Source organism: Szabonella alba (assembly GCF_016765775.1).
GTDB classification, from domain to species: domain Bacteria; phylum Pseudomonadota; class Alphaproteobacteria; order Rhodobacterales; family Rhodobacteraceae; genus Szabonella; species Szabonella alba.
Genome location: NZ_JAESVN010000003.1, coordinates 337823 through 351252, shown reverse-complemented (window position 1 = coordinate 351252; position 13430 = coordinate 337823). Strand labels below are relative to the sequence as shown.

Genomic DNA, 13430 nt, shown 5'->3' with positions numbered 1-13430 from the left:
ATCAGGACGCGCGCGACTGGCGCTTGCGCTCATGCGGGTCAAGGAAGCGTTTGCGCATGCGGATGTTCTTGGGCGTGACCTCGACCAGTTCATCATCCTCGATATAGGCGATGGATTCCTCAAGGCTCATCCGGACCGGTGTGGTCAGGCGCACCGCTTCATCCGTGCCCGAGGCGCGGACGTTGGTCAGCTGCTTGCCCTTCAGCGGGTTGATCTCAAGATCATTGTCGCGGTTGTGTTCGCCAAGGATCATGCCGGTATAAACGGCTTCCTGCGCGCCGATGAAGAACTTGCCGCGATCTTCCAGTTTCCACAGGGCATAGGAGACCGAAATCCCGTTCTCCATCGAGATCAGAACCCCGGTGCGGCGGCCCTGAATCGGGCCCTTATGCGGGGCCCAGCTGTGAAAAATGCGGTTCAGAACCCCGGTGCCGCGCGTGTCGGTCAGGAACTGCCCGTGATAGCCGATCAGCCCGCGCGACGGCACATGCGCCACGATGCGGGTCTTGCCGACGCCTGCGGGTTTCATCTCGACCAGATCACCCTTGCGTTCGCCGGTCAGTTTTTCGATCACGACGCCGGAGTATTCGTCATCCACGTCGATGATGACTTCCTCGATCGGTTCCATCCGCACGCCATCTTCCTCGCGGAAGATCACGCGGGGGCGGGAGATCGACAGCTCGAACCCTTCACGGCGCATGTTCTCGATCAGAACACCCATCTGCAATTCGCCCCGGCCCGAAACCTCGAACGCCTCACCGCCGGGAGTGTCGGCGATCTTGATCGCGACATTGACCTCGGACTCATCCATCAGGCGCTTGCGGATCACGCGGCTTTGCACCTTCGATCCGTCCTTGCCCGCCAGCGGACTGTCATTGATGCCGAAGGTCACGGTGATGGTCGGCGGGTCGATGGGCTGGGCGGGCAGCGGCACCTCGACCGAAGGGTCGCACAGCGTATCGGCGACCGTCGCCTTGGTCATGCCGGCAAGCGTCACGATATCGCCGGCCACGGCCTCGTCGATGGCGGTCTGGTTCAGCCCGCGAAAGGCAAGGATCTTGGTGACGCGGAACGCCTCAAGCCGTTCACCGGTGCGCGACAGGGCTTTGAGCTGCGCGCCCACCTTGATCGTGCCCGCCTCGACCCGGCCGGTCAGGATGCGTCCGATGAAAGGATCCGCCGAAAGCGTGGTGGCCAGCATGCGGAAAGGTTCATCCGCCGCCGAAACCTGTTTCGGGGCGGGCACATGGCGCACGATCAGATCGAACAGCGCATCAAGGTTTTCGCGCGATCCGTCCAGTTCGGCATCGGCCCAGCCGGACCGGCCAGAAGCATAGAGATGCGGGAAATCAAGCTGTGCGTCGCTGGCACCGAGATTGGCGAAAAGGTCGAACACCTCATTCAGCGCGCGGTCGGGTTCGGCATCGGGCTTGTCGACCTTGTTCAGCACCACGATGGGCCGCAGGTTCAGCGCCAGCGCCTTGGCCAGAACGAATTTCGTCTGCGGCATCGGCCCTTCGGCGGCATCGACCAGCAGGACAACACCGTCGACCATGCTCAGGATGCGTTCGACCTCACCGCCGAAATCGGCGTGGCCGGGGGTGTCGACGATATTGATGCGGACACCGGCATGTTCGACCGAGGTGCATTTGGCCAGGATCGTGATGCCGCGTTCGCGTTCGATGTCATTGCTGTCCATCGCACGCTCGGTCAGCGCCTGATTGTCGCGGAACGTGCCGGACTGTTTCAGCATCTCGTCCACTAGGGTGGTCTTGCCATGGTCGACATGCGCGATGATGGCGATGTTGCGAAGCTCCATCGGGAGGTCTCTTTCACTTAAGCAGGGTTGGCGCGGCCTTACAGGAGGCGGCGGAGAAAGGCCAGTGAAACATATGCGTCACGTCGCGACATACCGGTCGCGGCGGTGATTGATCGCAATGGTCAGGTTGACAATCGCGGCCCCGAGAAAGGACCACAGCACCGTCGGCAGGTCCACGATGGCCAGCGCCACCGCGAAAAGCACCGCATCGAAACCAAGCTGGACCCAGCCTGCGCGGATGCCGAAACGGTCCTGCAGGATCAGCGCCACGATGCCGATGCCGCCAAGGCTGGCGCCGTGGCGGAACAACGCCAGAAGCGCGGCTCCCGAGACCAGACCGAACAGCACCGCGCCAAAGCCGGTATCGAGATGGGCAAAGCTGACCCAGCCCGGCATCACCATGGTCAGGCCCGATAGGGCCGCCACGGCAAGGAAGGTCTTGATCATGAACCGCGCGCCCATGCGCCAATAGCCAAACGCATAGAAAGGAATGTTCACCACGAAAAACACCGGACCGAAACCCCAGCCCGTGACATAGGAGATCAGCACCGCAAGTCCGGCCGTCTGGCCGGTGACAAGGCCCAGATGCGTCAGGATCATGATGCCGAAGGCGGCCATGGTCGCGGCAAAGGCGATGCCCTGCGCATCCTCGGTCAGGCTGTGGGTTTTCGGATCGGCCATGTCTTCTCATGCCGCGCTGCGGCATCGGCGTCTACCCCGAAAATCCGTGCCTTTGCGGCAATTCTGCTGCTTCAGCCCTGTTGCCAGCGCGCATCGCGGGTTTCAATGGCCCGGATACGCTCGGCGGTCCGGGGATGGCTGCGCAGCCATTGCGGCACCGCCTGCCCGGCAGCCCCGGTCAGCGCGTCCAGCTTACGGAACAGCGATTTCTGCGGCCCGGTTCCGAACCCGGCCTTGACCATCAGGGCCGACGCATAGGCATCGGCCTCATATTCATCCTTGCGCGACAGGCCCGCCGCCAGCGCGGTGGAAATGCCCCGGGCGATCCAGATCCCGATGATCGGGATGAACCGCCCTAACAGCCCGGCCAGCACAACGAAAACCGCGTTCTGCCCGGTCACGTCGATCATGCGCCGCTTTGTATGGCCCATCGCGACATGGCCCAGTTCATGCGCGATGACGCTGGCCAGTTCCTCGGCTGTCACTTCGTCCTGACGGTATTTCTGCAGAAAACCCCGGGTCAGGAAGATCCGGCCATCCGGCGCGGCCAGCCCGTTGACCGGGTCCACGTCGAAGACGAAAACCTCGATCTTCGGCAGATCCACCGCATCGGCCAGCCGTTGCAGTGTCTGTTCCAGCGCAGGCTCGCGCAGCGGGCGCGACTGTTCGTCCAGCATCCGCGAGGTGCGCCAGACCGAATAGTGATACATGACCCAAGCATAAAGGATCGGCAGAAGGATCGGGAGGAACTTGACCATGCGCCTAATCTGGGTTGCGCGCGGGTTTGTGCAAGCGGATCATTCGTCATCGGCCCGGTTTTGCCGCATCTGCCGGTAAAGCAGCCACAGCGCCAGCGTGACCAGCCCCGCCGACAAAAGCCCGATCACCGAGCCGAGTGTTTCGGAAACCTCCTCGATCCGGGTGGTGAAGACATAGCCAAGGCTGACATAGAGCGCGACCCAAAGCGCCTCACCCGACATATTGGCGGCGGTGAACCGGCCCCAGCGCATTTCGGTCGCCCCGGCGGACAGGGTGACATAGGGCGCCAGCGGGCTGAACAGCCAGCGCGAGAGAAATACCGCCCAGCCGCCGCGCCGGTCCAGAAACCCCTCGGCGGCGGTCATCAGGCGTCCTGCGCCCTTGCGCGCCGACAGCCATTTCCACAGGCGCACGCCGCCGCCGCGACGGACCAGCCAGTAAAGTGACTGATCGCCCAGAACCGCGCCCAGAAAGGCCGCAAGGCAGACTGTCCAGAGATCCAGATCCTCGGTCGCGGCAAAGGCCCCCCCCGCCATCATCAGAAGCGAGGCGGGCGAGGGCAGGCCAAGGCAGGACATCACCGTGGCCACGAAAATCACCAGAACCCCGTAATCGGTGACAGCAAGCAGCAGCAGATCGGTCATTCGCCGCTGCCCCCGCCCAGTCTTTTGCTGTCCGGTCCGCTGTGGCCGGGGGCGTTGGCACCGGGGCTGCCGGTGCCCCCGGGCTGGCGTTCGCCTTCGTCGCGCAACGCCTCGACCGCCGCGATCAGGTGGGCGACGGGCAGGCCCTGACGTTCGGCGATATCGGCAAGCGGTTTGCGCGGACTTTGCCCGGTGGGCAGGCCAAGGGCTGCATCCACCCGGTCCGGAGGCAGGCCATAGGTCCGCACGATATAGCGCGGCGTCATCCAGGCCTCGACCGCATGGCGCTGCGGGTCACTTTCCATCCAGATCGTCGCAAAGAAGATCGCGCGCAGCAGGAACAGCAGCGTCAGCCCCGCCGCAAACCCCAGCGCGATCCGCAGCCAAAGCCCGCCTGTGGACCGCGCGCCGATCACCGGCCCAGCACTTTCGTGCCCCGGGTGATGCCCTCGATCGTCATCGGCACCATGCGACCGTCCAGGATCTGCCGGATGATCCCAGTGGACTGGGTATGGCGCCAATGCGCCTCGGGCACGGGATTGATCCACAGGTGCGACGGCCATTGCGCGCAAAGCCGTTCCAGCCAGACCTGACCGGATTCCGCGTTCCAATGTTCATTTGCGCCGCCCGGATGCAGCACTTCATAGGGGCTCATCGAGGCATCGCCGACAAAGATGCATTTCCAGTCGGGCCCGAAACGGTTCAGCACCTCCATCGTCGGGGTCTGCTGATCCCAGCGGCGACGGTTGTCGCGCCAGAGCCCTTCATAGATGCAGTTGTGGAAATAGAAATGCTCCAGATGCCGAAATTCCGACCGCGCGGCGCTGAACAGATCCTCGACCAGCTGCACATGTGAGTCCATTGATCCGCCGATATCGAGAAACAGCAGCACCTTCACAGCATTGCGCCGCTCGGGCCGGGTACGCAGATCCAGCCAGCCCTGCCGGGCGGTCGCGCGGATCGTGCCGTCAAGGTCCAGTTCCTCGGCGGCACCGTCCCGTGCCCATTTGCGCAGCCGTTTCAGCGCCACCTTGATCGTGCGCGTGCCCAGTTCGCGGCTGTCGTCAAGATTGCGGAATTCGCGCCGGTCCCAGACCTTGACCGCGCGCTGGTGCCGGCTTTCATTCTGGCCGATCCGCACGCCTTCGGGGTTGTAGCCATAGGCCCCGAAAGGCGAGGTTCCGGCGGTGCCGACCCATTTGTTGCCGCCCTGATGGCGGCCTTTCTGTTCCTCAAGCCGCTGCCGCAGGGTTTCCATCAGCGCATCGAACCCGCCAAGCGCCTCGACCGCCGCGCGTTCCTCAGGCGTCATATGGCGTTCGACCAGTTTGCGCAGCCAGTCCTCGGGCAGGTCCAGCGCCTCGATCACCGCCTCGGGCGCGATCCCTTCCAGTCCCTTGAACGCTGCCGAAAAGGCGCGGTCGAAGCGGTCCAGATGCCCCTCGTTCTTGACCATCGCGGCGCGGGCCAGAAAATAGAACCCGTCCACATCCCATGTGACCAGCCCCGCTGCGACGCCTTCCAGAAAGGTCAGGAATTCCCGCGGGCTGACCGGGACGCCCGCCTTCCTCAGCTCTGCGAAGAAGGGCAGGAACATGGGCTTACGCCATACGCTCGATGAAGATGGTCAGGAACAGGCCCAGCAGGCCGCAGCCGATGGCATAGGCCGCGCCATATTGCAGCGCATCAAGCCGTTTGCCCCCGCGCCGCAGTGCTGTGCGCGCACCCAGAACAGCCCCCAGCAGGATGCCTGCAATCACGATCATGGCCTGCCGCCTTTATGGTTGCGGGCAGATCCCTTGCCCGTCAGCTTCGCTTGCCGCGCCGGGCAAGGGCGGCGATTTCCGCCATCCGCGCCCGGACCTGCGCGTCCGAACCGAAGCCATAGCGCGCCCAACCCTGACTGTCCATGCGCAGGGCTTGCGCCTCACTGTCGCGCCCCTGCAGCGTCAGCGCCTCGGCCCGCAGCATCAGGACGGTCGCCATCAGCGCCGCGTTTTCCGAGGCGGCGACGACGGGCGTGATCCGGTCGGCGATAGCCAGCGCCCCGCCGGAGTCACCGCTTGCCAATGCCACGGCCGCGATCTGCATATCGACATGGGCTGCATGGATGGCGCCGCCGGGTAGCCCGCGATAGACACGCCCCGCCTCGGCAAAGGCCGACATCGCTTTGGCCGGGTCCGACCCCAGCAATTGCCGCCCCACCGCAAAATAGCTGAAGGCAAGGCGCCCGTCGGTCCAGCCCTGCGCCCGCGCCATTCCCAGCGCCTGCTGCGCCAGATCCGCCCGCCGCCCCGCAGGGCCGGACCCCGACAGGGCGCCCTCGATCGCATTGATCCACGCGCGCGGGGTGGGGGAATGGGGTGCTGCGCCTGCCGCTCTGCCCCCCGCCGGATTGATCCGCGCCAGCACCAGCGGAAGCCGTGCCGCCACCTCGGCCTCGGTCATGCCCGAGCGCAATTCCGGCGCGTAAGTGGCGCGCAGGATCAGCATGTCGAACCCGGTCAGCGAGGTGTGGAAATTGTCATCGTTGAAGACGGAATCCGTCAGCCGGTACAGATCGTTCAGGGGGCCCAGCGCCTGGGCCAGTTCCTCATGCAGGCAATCGCGCACTTCCTGCGCTGAACTGTCTGCAGGCAGAAAGACCGCCAGCTTTTCGCGCCGGTGCAGGCTTGGCCAGTCAAGTTGGCCGGTATTGCGGGCGGCTTTGAACTCCTCCCAGCCGGAAACGCGGGGGGCGACGAAACAGGCGACATTGGCATAGGTGGTCTGGATCACCTTGCGCGGCAGGAATTGCAGCGTGATCGCGGCCTCACCTTGCGGGATTTCGCGGATGTCGATGCCCGCCTCGCTGCGCAGCCGTTGCAGCAGCCGGGACAGATCGGTCGCCGCCGAGGGCGGGACCGCCCCCGTCATCCGCACCGTGACCGGGCCTTCGAAACGGCTGAACCGTGGCAGGGGGCGTCCGCTTTCCATCCGGAAGCTGAGATCGAGAAAATCGCGCGCCAGTTCGGCATTGCCGCGCCGGGGCCGTTCGCCCGGTTTCAGCCCATGCCCGTTCATCGCGGACGGTGGCGGGAAGGATACTCCCAGGTCACCTTGCGCGAAATTCATCGACACCTCGGCCCCCGGCGTCGGCAGGCAGGCGGTCAGCAGACAGACCGAAAGGACAGAAGCCAAGCGCATCGTCAGGCCGCTTTCCGGTCAGGGCCGGTCGCGTCCGCCGCAGGGCGGAACCCGGTCACGGCAGAGGGCCAATAGACCAGCGGCGCGCCCTGCGCCTCGGCCGCCATATACAGAAAGCCGATCAGATGCGCGCCTGCGCCGGTCCCGGACGCCTCTGGCCGGAACAGCCATTCGGTCACCTCAAAGACGCTGTCCAGCGCGTCGCGGCCCCGCGTGATGCGATAACAGGCAAGGCCGACCGGACGGTACCCGCGCAGAACAAGCATCGCGGCATCGCTGCCATTCTGGGACACAAGACGTTTGAGGGTCGCCGCAGCCACCGCCGGGTCTTCCTGCGGCAAAAGGTCGGCACGTAAGCCATGCCATTCCGCCGCAAGACAACTGGCCAGAGGCCGGATTGCAAGGCGGTCGGCGGCAGGGGTATCGGGATCGGTCAAACTCGTATCGGCCATTTTCGGCATTCCGCACTGTTGTTCTGCTCAGGATCACAGAACGGGATGCGAGTGTCAGGAACGCGGCCCGTTCATGTCAATCTTTGGGAATTTCATCTGCTGCCGTGATTCAAGGCCTAGCGCAGCCGGACGGGCCGCGCGCCAGATTTGCGCGGGCGCCCTGACGATATGTGTCGAATTGTTTCAGATCTGGCCAGTTTCGTGATCGAATGATGTTGGAAATGCGGCAATCGGCGAGGCAGAAGAGCGATTTGGCCCTTGGGCAAAGGGCAGTATCCCTGTGTGCCTCCATGGACTTGGCGGGCGTTGTTCAAGTGCCCCTTTCCCGGCGCCGGACCGTGCAACGCCGCGGGGCCTTTCAAAGCGCTGCGGGGGCATCCGCAATCCGGCGCGGGGTGACCTGCGATGACGGACGACGATCAGCGCCCCGAGCGGGCCATGAAGGCCAGACGTTCGAACAGATGCACATCCTGTTCATTTTTCAGCAGCGCACCATGCAGCCGGGGCAGGGCCACCTTGTCGCGGGCCAGATCCTCGGCGGTCAGATCCTCGGCCAGCAGCAGTTTCAGCCAGTCCAGCGCCTCGGAAGTCGAGGGTTTCTTCTTGATCCCCGGCATGTCACGGATCTCAAAAAACTGCGTCAGCGCCGTCGATAGCAGCGTTTCCTTGATAGCGGGGAAATGCACCCGGACGATGGCGCGCAGCGTCTCGGCATCTGGAAAGCGGATGAAATGGAAGAAACAGCGGCGCAGAAACGCGTCGGGCAGTTCCTTTTCATTGTTCGAGGTAATGATGACCACCGGACGGTGCGTGGCGCGGATCGTCTCTCCGGTCTCATAGACATGGAATTCCATGCGGTCGAGTTCCTGCAACAGATCGTTCGGGAACTCGATATCGGCCTTGTCGATCTCGTCGATCAGCAGCACCACGCGGCTTTCCGCCTCAAACGCCTGCCAGAGCTTGCCCTTGCGGATATAGTTCTTCACGTCATGGACGCGGGCGTCACCCAGCTGGCTGTCGCGCAGGCGGCTGACGGCATCATATTCGTAAAGCCCCTGCTGGGCGCGGGTGGTTGATTTCACATGCCATTCAAGGATCGGCAGGTTCAGCGCGGTTGCAACCTCGCGCGCAAGCTCGGTCTTGCCGGTTCCCGGCTCTCCCTTCACCAGCAGCGGGCGTTGCAGCGTCACGGCGGCATTGACCGCAACCGTCAGGTCCTCGGGGGCGATATAGCGATCGGTGGATGTGAATTTCATCTTGCAGTTGAAGCCTCTGGCCGGATCGGGGGGAACGCGCACGGGGCGACCCTAGCCCCGGGCCGAATTTGTCGCAACCGCTAGTGACATTCGCGCAGCCTTCGGCTAATTGACCCGCAACAGGAGCGTGCAATGACCTATGCCCCAGTGTCGGCGTCGCGTGACGTCAAGGAGAATCCAGCAATGAAGGCCGAATCCTTCCTTCCCGACGATTACCGCCCCGCCGAGAATGAACCCTTCATGAATGACCGGCAGCTGGAATATTTCCGCCGCAAGCTGCTGGTCTGGAAGCAGGAGCTTCTGGATCAGTCGGCCGAAACGATCGAGGGGTTGCAGGGATCGGCGCGCAATGTGCCCGATATCGCCGACCGCGCATCCGAGGAAACCGACCGCGCGCTGGAACTGCGCACCCGCGACCGTCAGCGCAAGCTGGTCTCGAAGATCGACGCGGCGCTGCGGCGGATCGAGCATGGCGAATACGGCTATTGCGAGGCCACCGGCGAGCCGATCTCGCTCAAGAGGCTGGATGCGCGGCCCATCGCCACGATGACGCTGGAAGCGCAGGAAAAACATGAACGGCGGGAACGGGTGCATCGCGACGACTGATCGCGCGTTTCACATATGATCTGCAGAACGCCGGGCCCGTGCTGGACCCGGCGTTCTGCATCCTGAAAGGGCGGAACATGGCGGTGACCGGGGCAGGGATCACGGTTCTGGGCGGTGGCATTGCGGGGCTCGCCGTGGCGCGGGCGCTGGCCTTGCGCGGGGCGCGGGTGACCGTGCTGGAACAGTCCGATGCGATCCGCGAGGTGGGTGCAGGCCTGCAGATCAGCCCGAACGGCGCGCGGGTGATGGCGGCGCTGGGGCTGGGTCCGGCGCTGGCCACAGCCGCGATGCGGGCCCGGGCCGTGCACCTGATCCGTGGGGATACCGGTGCCGGGGTGATGCGTCTTGATCTGGCAGCGGCCCGGCCCGGCTGGGACTATCACCTGATCCACCGCGCCGATCTGATTGCGCTGCTGCTGGAGGGGGCGCTGTCAGCGGGGGTGGAACTGCAGCTTCTGCAAAAGGTCGAGGCTGTGGATCTGTCCGGCGCGCGGCCGCGGCTGCGCATGGCTACAGGCGCTGCGCGCGAGGCAGATCTGCTGATTGGGGCGGACGGGTTGCATTCGCGCCTGCGCGCCGCCCTCAATGGCGATGTCGCGCCGCTTTTCACCAATCGCATCGCCTGGCGGGCGACCATCCCGGCCTTGCCTGGTGAGGGTGGCGATCCGGTGGCCGAGGTGCATATGGGACCGGGGCGTCATCTGGTCAGCTATCCGCTGCGGGGCGGCACCCTGCGCAATATCATCGCGGTCGAGGAGCGCCGCCGCTGGGCCGCCGAGGGCTGGTCGCTGCGGGACGAGCCGGGTGAACTGCGGCAGGCCTTTGCCGGGTTCGCGCCGCGCGTTCAGGGCTGGCTGGACCGGGTGGCCGAGGTCGGGCTCTGGGGGCTGTTCCGGCATCCCGTGGCGCAAAGCTGGCATCAGGGCCGCGCGGCCCTGCTGGGCGATGCGGCCCATCCGACGCTGCCCTTTCTGGCACAGGGTGCCAATCTGGCGCTGGAGGATGCCTGGGTTCTGGCCGAGGCGCTGGACCGGCATGACCGGCCGGAGGACGCCTTTGCCGCCTATCAGGCCGCAAGGCGCCTGCGCACGTCGGCGGTGGTCGCGGCGGCCGATCGCAGCGGGCGGATCTATCATCTGGGATCGCCGCTGCGGGAGGCCGCGCATCTGGCAATGCGGCTGGGATCGCGGATCGCGCCATCGCTGCCGCTGCGCCGCTTCGACTGGATCCATGGCCATGATGTGACAGCGGGGGATTGAAAGGGCTGAGGGGGGCGCTGCCCCCCACGGCGGCAAGGCCGCCTTCCCGCCAAGGTATATGAGCCAAGATGAAAGAGGTGCGAGGCGGTCCTGATCAGGCGGCAAGCGCGATATGGACCGGCACATGGTCCGAGGGTTTTTCGCCAGCGCGCGTCTCACGGTCGATGGCCACATCCTGCAACAGATCCGCCGCCTGCGGCGACAGCAGCAGATGGTCGATGCGGATGCCGTTGTTCTTTTCCCAGGCGCCTGCCTGATAATCCCAGAAGGAATAATGCCCCGGCCCCGCGATCCGGGCGCGGAACGCATCGGTCAGTCCCAGATTGACAAGACGGCGGAAGGCGGCACGGGTCTGGGGCAGGAACAGCGCATCATCATGCCACGCCCCCGGCCGGGCGGCATCCTCGGGCTGCGGGATCACATTGTAATCCCCGGCAAGCACCAGCGGTTCCTCAAGCGCCAGAAGCTCGCGCACCCGCGCCTCCATCCGCGCCATCCACGCCAGTTTGTAATCGTATTTCGGCCCGGGCGCGGGGTTGCCATTGGGCAGGTACAGCCCGCAGAGGCGCACCGCCTGAACCGGACCGATCACCGTGGCCTCTATCCAGCGCGCCTGTTCGTCGGCATCGTCCCCCGGCAGGCCACGCGTCACATCCTCAAGCGGCAGGCGCGACAGGATGGCCACGCCGTTGAAGCCTTTCTGGCCATGGGTTTCCACCCGCCAGCCCGAATCCTCGAACAGCGCACGGGGGAATGCCTCATCCACCGACTTGATTTCCTGAAGCGCCACGACATCGGGTTTCGCACTCTCAAGCCAGCGGGGCAGGGCCTCGATCCGGGCCTTGATACCGTTGATGTTGAATGTCGCGATCTTCATGGCAGCGGTCTCCGCAAGTTCCGGTCAGGGCCGTTGCAGTGTGACCCGGATCCGGGGGGAGAGACCAGCCCTGATTGAGGGTATGTGTTGGGGGGCTGGCATGGGCCACGCTGCCCGGGCCAGAACGCGCACCGACCTGCAGCCCCGGGTTTCAGATCGAGCCGGGGGTCAGATCGAAAAGGAGGTGCCGCAGCCGCAGGAACTGCTGGCATTGGGGTTTTCGATCACGAAACGCGCGCCGATCAGTTCTTCCGAGAAATCAATCACGGCATTGGTCAGGAAGGGCAGGGAGACCGTATCGACCAGCACCTGCAGCCCGTCCTTTTCCAGCACCATGTCGTCGGGCAGGGCCGCATCCTCAAGCCGGATATCATACTGAAAGCCCGAGCAGCCGCCGCCCTCGACCGCCACACGCAGCGCCTTGGGCGCGCCGGTCGTCTCGATGATTTCCGAAAGCCGCGCATAGGCGCGGTCGGTGACGCGGGGGGGAAGGGTGAGGTCCATGTCGGTGGCTCCGCCAAATGCTGTGAACTCAATATAGGGATGCGGGGCGCAAGGCTCAAGCGCCGTGCGTTTGCGGGGCGAATCGCCTATAGACAGGCGAAACTGCTGATCCAAGAACGGGACCCTTCATGCTCGCCCCCTTTGCCTGCCAGCCCGATGCCTCACGCGGACGATTGTTCGATGAGGGGATGAGCACCTTCCGGTCCCCCTTTCAGCGCGACCGCGACCGGATCATCCATTCCAGCGCCTTCCGGCGGCTGAAACACAAGACGCAGGTTTTTGTCGAACATGAGGGCGATTATTACCGCACGCGGCTGACCCATTCGATCGAAGTGGCGCAGGTCGCGCGCACCATCGCGGGCGTTCTGGGCCTGAACACCGATCTGGCCGAGGCCATCGCGCTGGCGCATGATCTGGGTCATACCCCCTTTGGCCATACCGGCGAGGATGCGCTTGGGGCGCTGATGGCACCCTATGGCGGGTTCGATCACAATGCGCAGGCGCTGCGGATCGTGACGCGGCTGGAACGCCACTATGCCGGTTTCGACGGGCTGAACCTTACATGGGAAACGCTGGAAGGCATCGCCAAACATAACGGCCCGGTGATCGGACCCTTCGCCGATGAAAAACACGGCCATGCGCCCGATGCGCTGCCCTACGCGCTGGCCGAGGTGAATGCCGCCTGGGATCTGGAACTGCACACTTTCGCAAGCGCCGAGGCGCAGGTTGCAGCGATCGCCGATGATGTGGCCTATTCGCATCACGACCTGCATGACGGGCTGCGCTCGGGCCTGTTCGACGAGGCCGATCTGATGGACCTGCCGGTGACCGGCCCCGCCTTTGAGGTGGTGGACGGGCTTTATCCGGGGCTTGATCCGATGCGGCGGCGGCATGAGGCGCTGCGCCGGGTGTTCGGGCGCATGGTCGAGGATGTGATCGCGGTGGCCCGTGGGCGGCTGGAGGCGGCACAGCCGCAATCGGTCGAGGAGATCCGCGCAATGGAGGGCACGGTGATCCGCTTTTCCAAGCCGCTTTATCAGGAGTTGAAGGCGATCCGGTCCTTCCTCTTCACACGGATGTATCGTGCGCCGTCCGTGATGCGGGAACGGGCAAGGGTGACGGCCATGGTCAATGACCTTTTCCCGCTGTTTCTGACCCGCCCCGAATTCCTGCCGCAGGAATGGCGCGAGGATGTGGCGGCGGTGCGGTCCGAGACTGAACTCGCGCGGATTGTGGCCGATTACGTCGCCGGGATGACCGACCGGTTTGCGATTCAGGAACATGCGCGGCTGTTTGGATCCGGGGACGCGGCCTGAACGGGCGGGGCCTGAACAGGCAGTCAGACCGGCGCTTTTGCAGGGAATAGCGGCACCGTGCCGGGACTGAC

At 64.8% G+C, this 13430-nt stretch carries 15 protein-coding genes; 3 read left to right on the top strand and 12 right to left on the bottom strand.

What is annotated here, in order from left to right:
• Position 1: 1 nt before the first annotated feature.
• The 10 genes from typA to JL811_RS09305 all read right to left on the bottom strand — a co-directional run bounded on the left by typA (position 2) and on the right by JL811_RS09305 (position 8797).
• On the bottom strand, positions 2–1819 hold the full coding sequence (typA, locus tag JL811_RS09350; protein ID WP_202688338.1) for a translational GTPase TypA: 1818 nt from the start codon (positions 1817–1819) through the stop codon (positions 2–4).
• A gap of 78 nt (positions 1820–1897) precedes the next feature.
• Complete coding sequence (locus JL811_RS09345; protein ID WP_202688337.1) at positions 1898–2500, bottom strand: YitT family protein; 603 nt, start codon at positions 2498–2500, stop codon at positions 1898–1900.
• A gap of 71 nt (positions 2501–2571) precedes the next feature.
• Complete coding sequence (locus JL811_RS09340) at positions 2572–3258, bottom strand: M48 family metallopeptidase (protein WP_202688336.1); 687 nt, start codon at positions 3256–3258, stop codon at positions 2572–2574.
• A 39-nt stretch (positions 3259–3297) separates the two neighbouring features.
• Positions 3298–3903, bottom strand: coding sequence for a DedA family protein (locus JL811_RS09335; RefSeq protein ID WP_202688335.1), 606 nt, complete (start codon positions 3901–3903; stop codon positions 3298–3300).
• Positions 3900–4319 carry a hypothetical protein gene (locus tag JL811_RS09330; protein ID WP_202688334.1) on the bottom strand — a complete coding sequence of 140 codons (420 nt, stop codon included), beginning with the start codon at positions 4317–4319 and terminating at the stop codon, positions 3900–3902. The genes JL811_RS09335 and JL811_RS09330 overlap by 4 nt, the downstream gene beginning before the upstream one ends.
• Positions 4316–5500: a vWA domain-containing protein gene (locus tag JL811_RS09325; RefSeq protein ID WP_202688333.1), complete on the bottom strand. Its 1185-nt coding sequence runs from the start codon at positions 5498–5500 to the stop codon at positions 4316–4318. Before JL811_RS09325 ends, JL811_RS09330 begins: the two co-directional genes overlap by 4 nt.
• Before the next feature lie 4 nt (positions 5501–5504).
• Positions 5505–5669 (bottom strand): hypothetical protein, encoded by a 165-nt coding sequence (locus tag JL811_RS09320; RefSeq protein ID WP_202688332.1) that lies wholly within the window; start codon positions 5667–5669, stop codon positions 5505–5507.
• 40 nt (positions 5670–5709) lie between these two features.
• Positions 5710–7089: a DUF2927 domain-containing protein gene (locus JL811_RS09315; RefSeq protein WP_202688331.1), complete on the bottom strand. Its 1380-nt coding sequence runs from the start codon at positions 7087–7089 to the stop codon at positions 5710–5712.
• A gap of 2 nt (positions 7090–7091) precedes the next feature.
• Positions 7092–7541, bottom strand: a complete 450-nt coding sequence (locus JL811_RS09310; protein ID WP_202688330.1) for a hypothetical protein — start codon at positions 7539–7541, stop codon at positions 7092–7094.
• 419 nt (positions 7542–7960) lie between these two features.
• Complete coding sequence (locus JL811_RS09305; protein WP_202688329.1) at positions 7961–8797, bottom strand: AAA family ATPase; 837 nt, start codon at positions 8795–8797, stop codon at positions 7961–7963.
• Between the two features lie 183 nt (positions 8798–8980).
• On the opposite strand from JL811_RS09305, the gene dksA reads away from it, so the two are divergent.
• Positions 8981–9403: an RNA polymerase-binding protein DksA gene (dksA, locus tag JL811_RS09300; protein ID WP_202688522.1), complete on the top strand. Its 423-nt coding sequence runs from the start codon at positions 8981–8983 to the stop codon at positions 9401–9403.
• 77 nt (positions 9404–9480) lie between these two features.
• On the top strand, positions 9481–10662 hold the full coding sequence (locus JL811_RS09295; protein ID WP_202688328.1) for an FAD-dependent monooxygenase: 1182 nt from the start codon (positions 9481–9483) through the stop codon (positions 10660–10662).
• A 94-nt stretch (positions 10663–10756) separates the two neighbouring features.
• Here the strand turns inward: JL811_RS09295 and xth are convergent, their stop codons facing one another.
• A complete protein-coding gene (xth, locus tag JL811_RS09290) occupies positions 10757–11539 on the bottom strand; it encodes an exodeoxyribonuclease III (protein ID WP_202688327.1) in 783 nt (260 codons plus the stop codon).
• Between the two features lie 168 nt (positions 11540–11707).
• Positions 11708–12043 carry an iron-sulfur cluster insertion protein ErpA gene (gene erpA / locus JL811_RS09285; protein WP_202688326.1) on the bottom strand — a complete coding sequence of 112 codons (336 nt, stop codon included), beginning with the start codon at positions 12041–12043 and terminating at the stop codon, positions 11708–11710.
• 128 nt (positions 12044–12171) lie between these two features.
• Between erpA and JL811_RS09280 the strand changes: the two genes are divergently transcribed.
• Positions 12172–13359 carry a deoxyguanosinetriphosphate triphosphohydrolase gene (locus JL811_RS09280; RefSeq protein ID WP_202688325.1) on the top strand — a complete coding sequence of 396 codons (1188 nt, stop codon included), beginning with the start codon at positions 12172–12174 and terminating at the stop codon, positions 13357–13359.
• Positions 13360–13430: the final 71 nt, after the last annotated feature.

Excerpts from the sequence above, each read along its gene's own strand:
- typA (WP_202688338.1), bottom strand. The coding sequence starts at position 1,819 with ATGGAGCTTCGCAACATCGCCATCATCGCGCATGTCGACCATGGCAAG.
- JL811_RS09345 (WP_202688337.1), bottom strand. The coding sequence starts at position 2,500 with ATGGCCGATCCGAAAACCCACAGCCTGACCGAGGATGCGCAGGGCATC.
- JL811_RS09340 (WP_202688336.1), bottom strand. The coding sequence starts at position 3,258 with ATGGTCAAGTTCCTCCCGATCCTTCTGCCGATCCTTTATGCTTGGGTC.
- JL811_RS09335 (WP_202688335.1), bottom strand. The coding sequence starts at position 3,903 with ATGACCGATCTGCTGCTGCTTGCTGTCACCGATTACGGGGTTCTGGTG.
- JL811_RS09325 (WP_202688333.1), bottom strand. The coding sequence starts at position 5,500 with ATGTTCCTGCCCTTCTTCGCAGAGCTGAGGAAGGCGGGCGTCCCGGTC.
- JL811_RS09320 (WP_202688332.1), bottom strand. The coding sequence starts at position 5,669 with ATGATCGTGATTGCAGGCATCCTGCTGGGGGCTGTTCTGGGTGCGCGC.
- JL811_RS09315 (WP_202688331.1), bottom strand. The coding sequence starts at position 7,089 with ATGCGCTTGGCTTCTGTCCTTTCGGTCTGTCTGCTGACCGCCTGCCTG.
- JL811_RS09310 (WP_202688330.1), bottom strand. The coding sequence starts at position 7,541 with ATGGCCGATACGAGTTTGACCGATCCCGATACCCCTGCCGCCGACCGC.
- JL811_RS09305 (WP_202688329.1), bottom strand. The coding sequence starts at position 8,797 with ATGAAATTCACATCCACCGATCGCTATATCGCCCCCGAGGACCTGACG.
- dksA (WP_202688522.1), top strand. The coding sequence starts at position 8,981 with ATGAAGGCCGAATCCTTCCTTCCCGACGATTACCGCCCCGCCGAGAAT.
- JL811_RS09295 (WP_202688328.1), top strand. The coding sequence starts at position 9,481 with ATGGCGGTGACCGGGGCAGGGATCACGGTTCTGGGCGGTGGCATTGCG.
- xth (WP_202688327.1), bottom strand. The coding sequence starts at position 11,539 with ATGAAGATCGCGACATTCAACATCAACGGTATCAAGGCCCGGATCGAG.
- erpA (WP_202688326.1), bottom strand. The coding sequence starts at position 12,043 with ATGGACCTCACCCTTCCCCCCCGCGTCACCGACCGCGCCTATGCGCGG.
- JL811_RS09280 (WP_202688325.1), top strand. The coding sequence starts at position 12,172 with ATGCTCGCCCCCTTTGCCTGCCAGCCCGATGCCTCACGCGGACGATTG.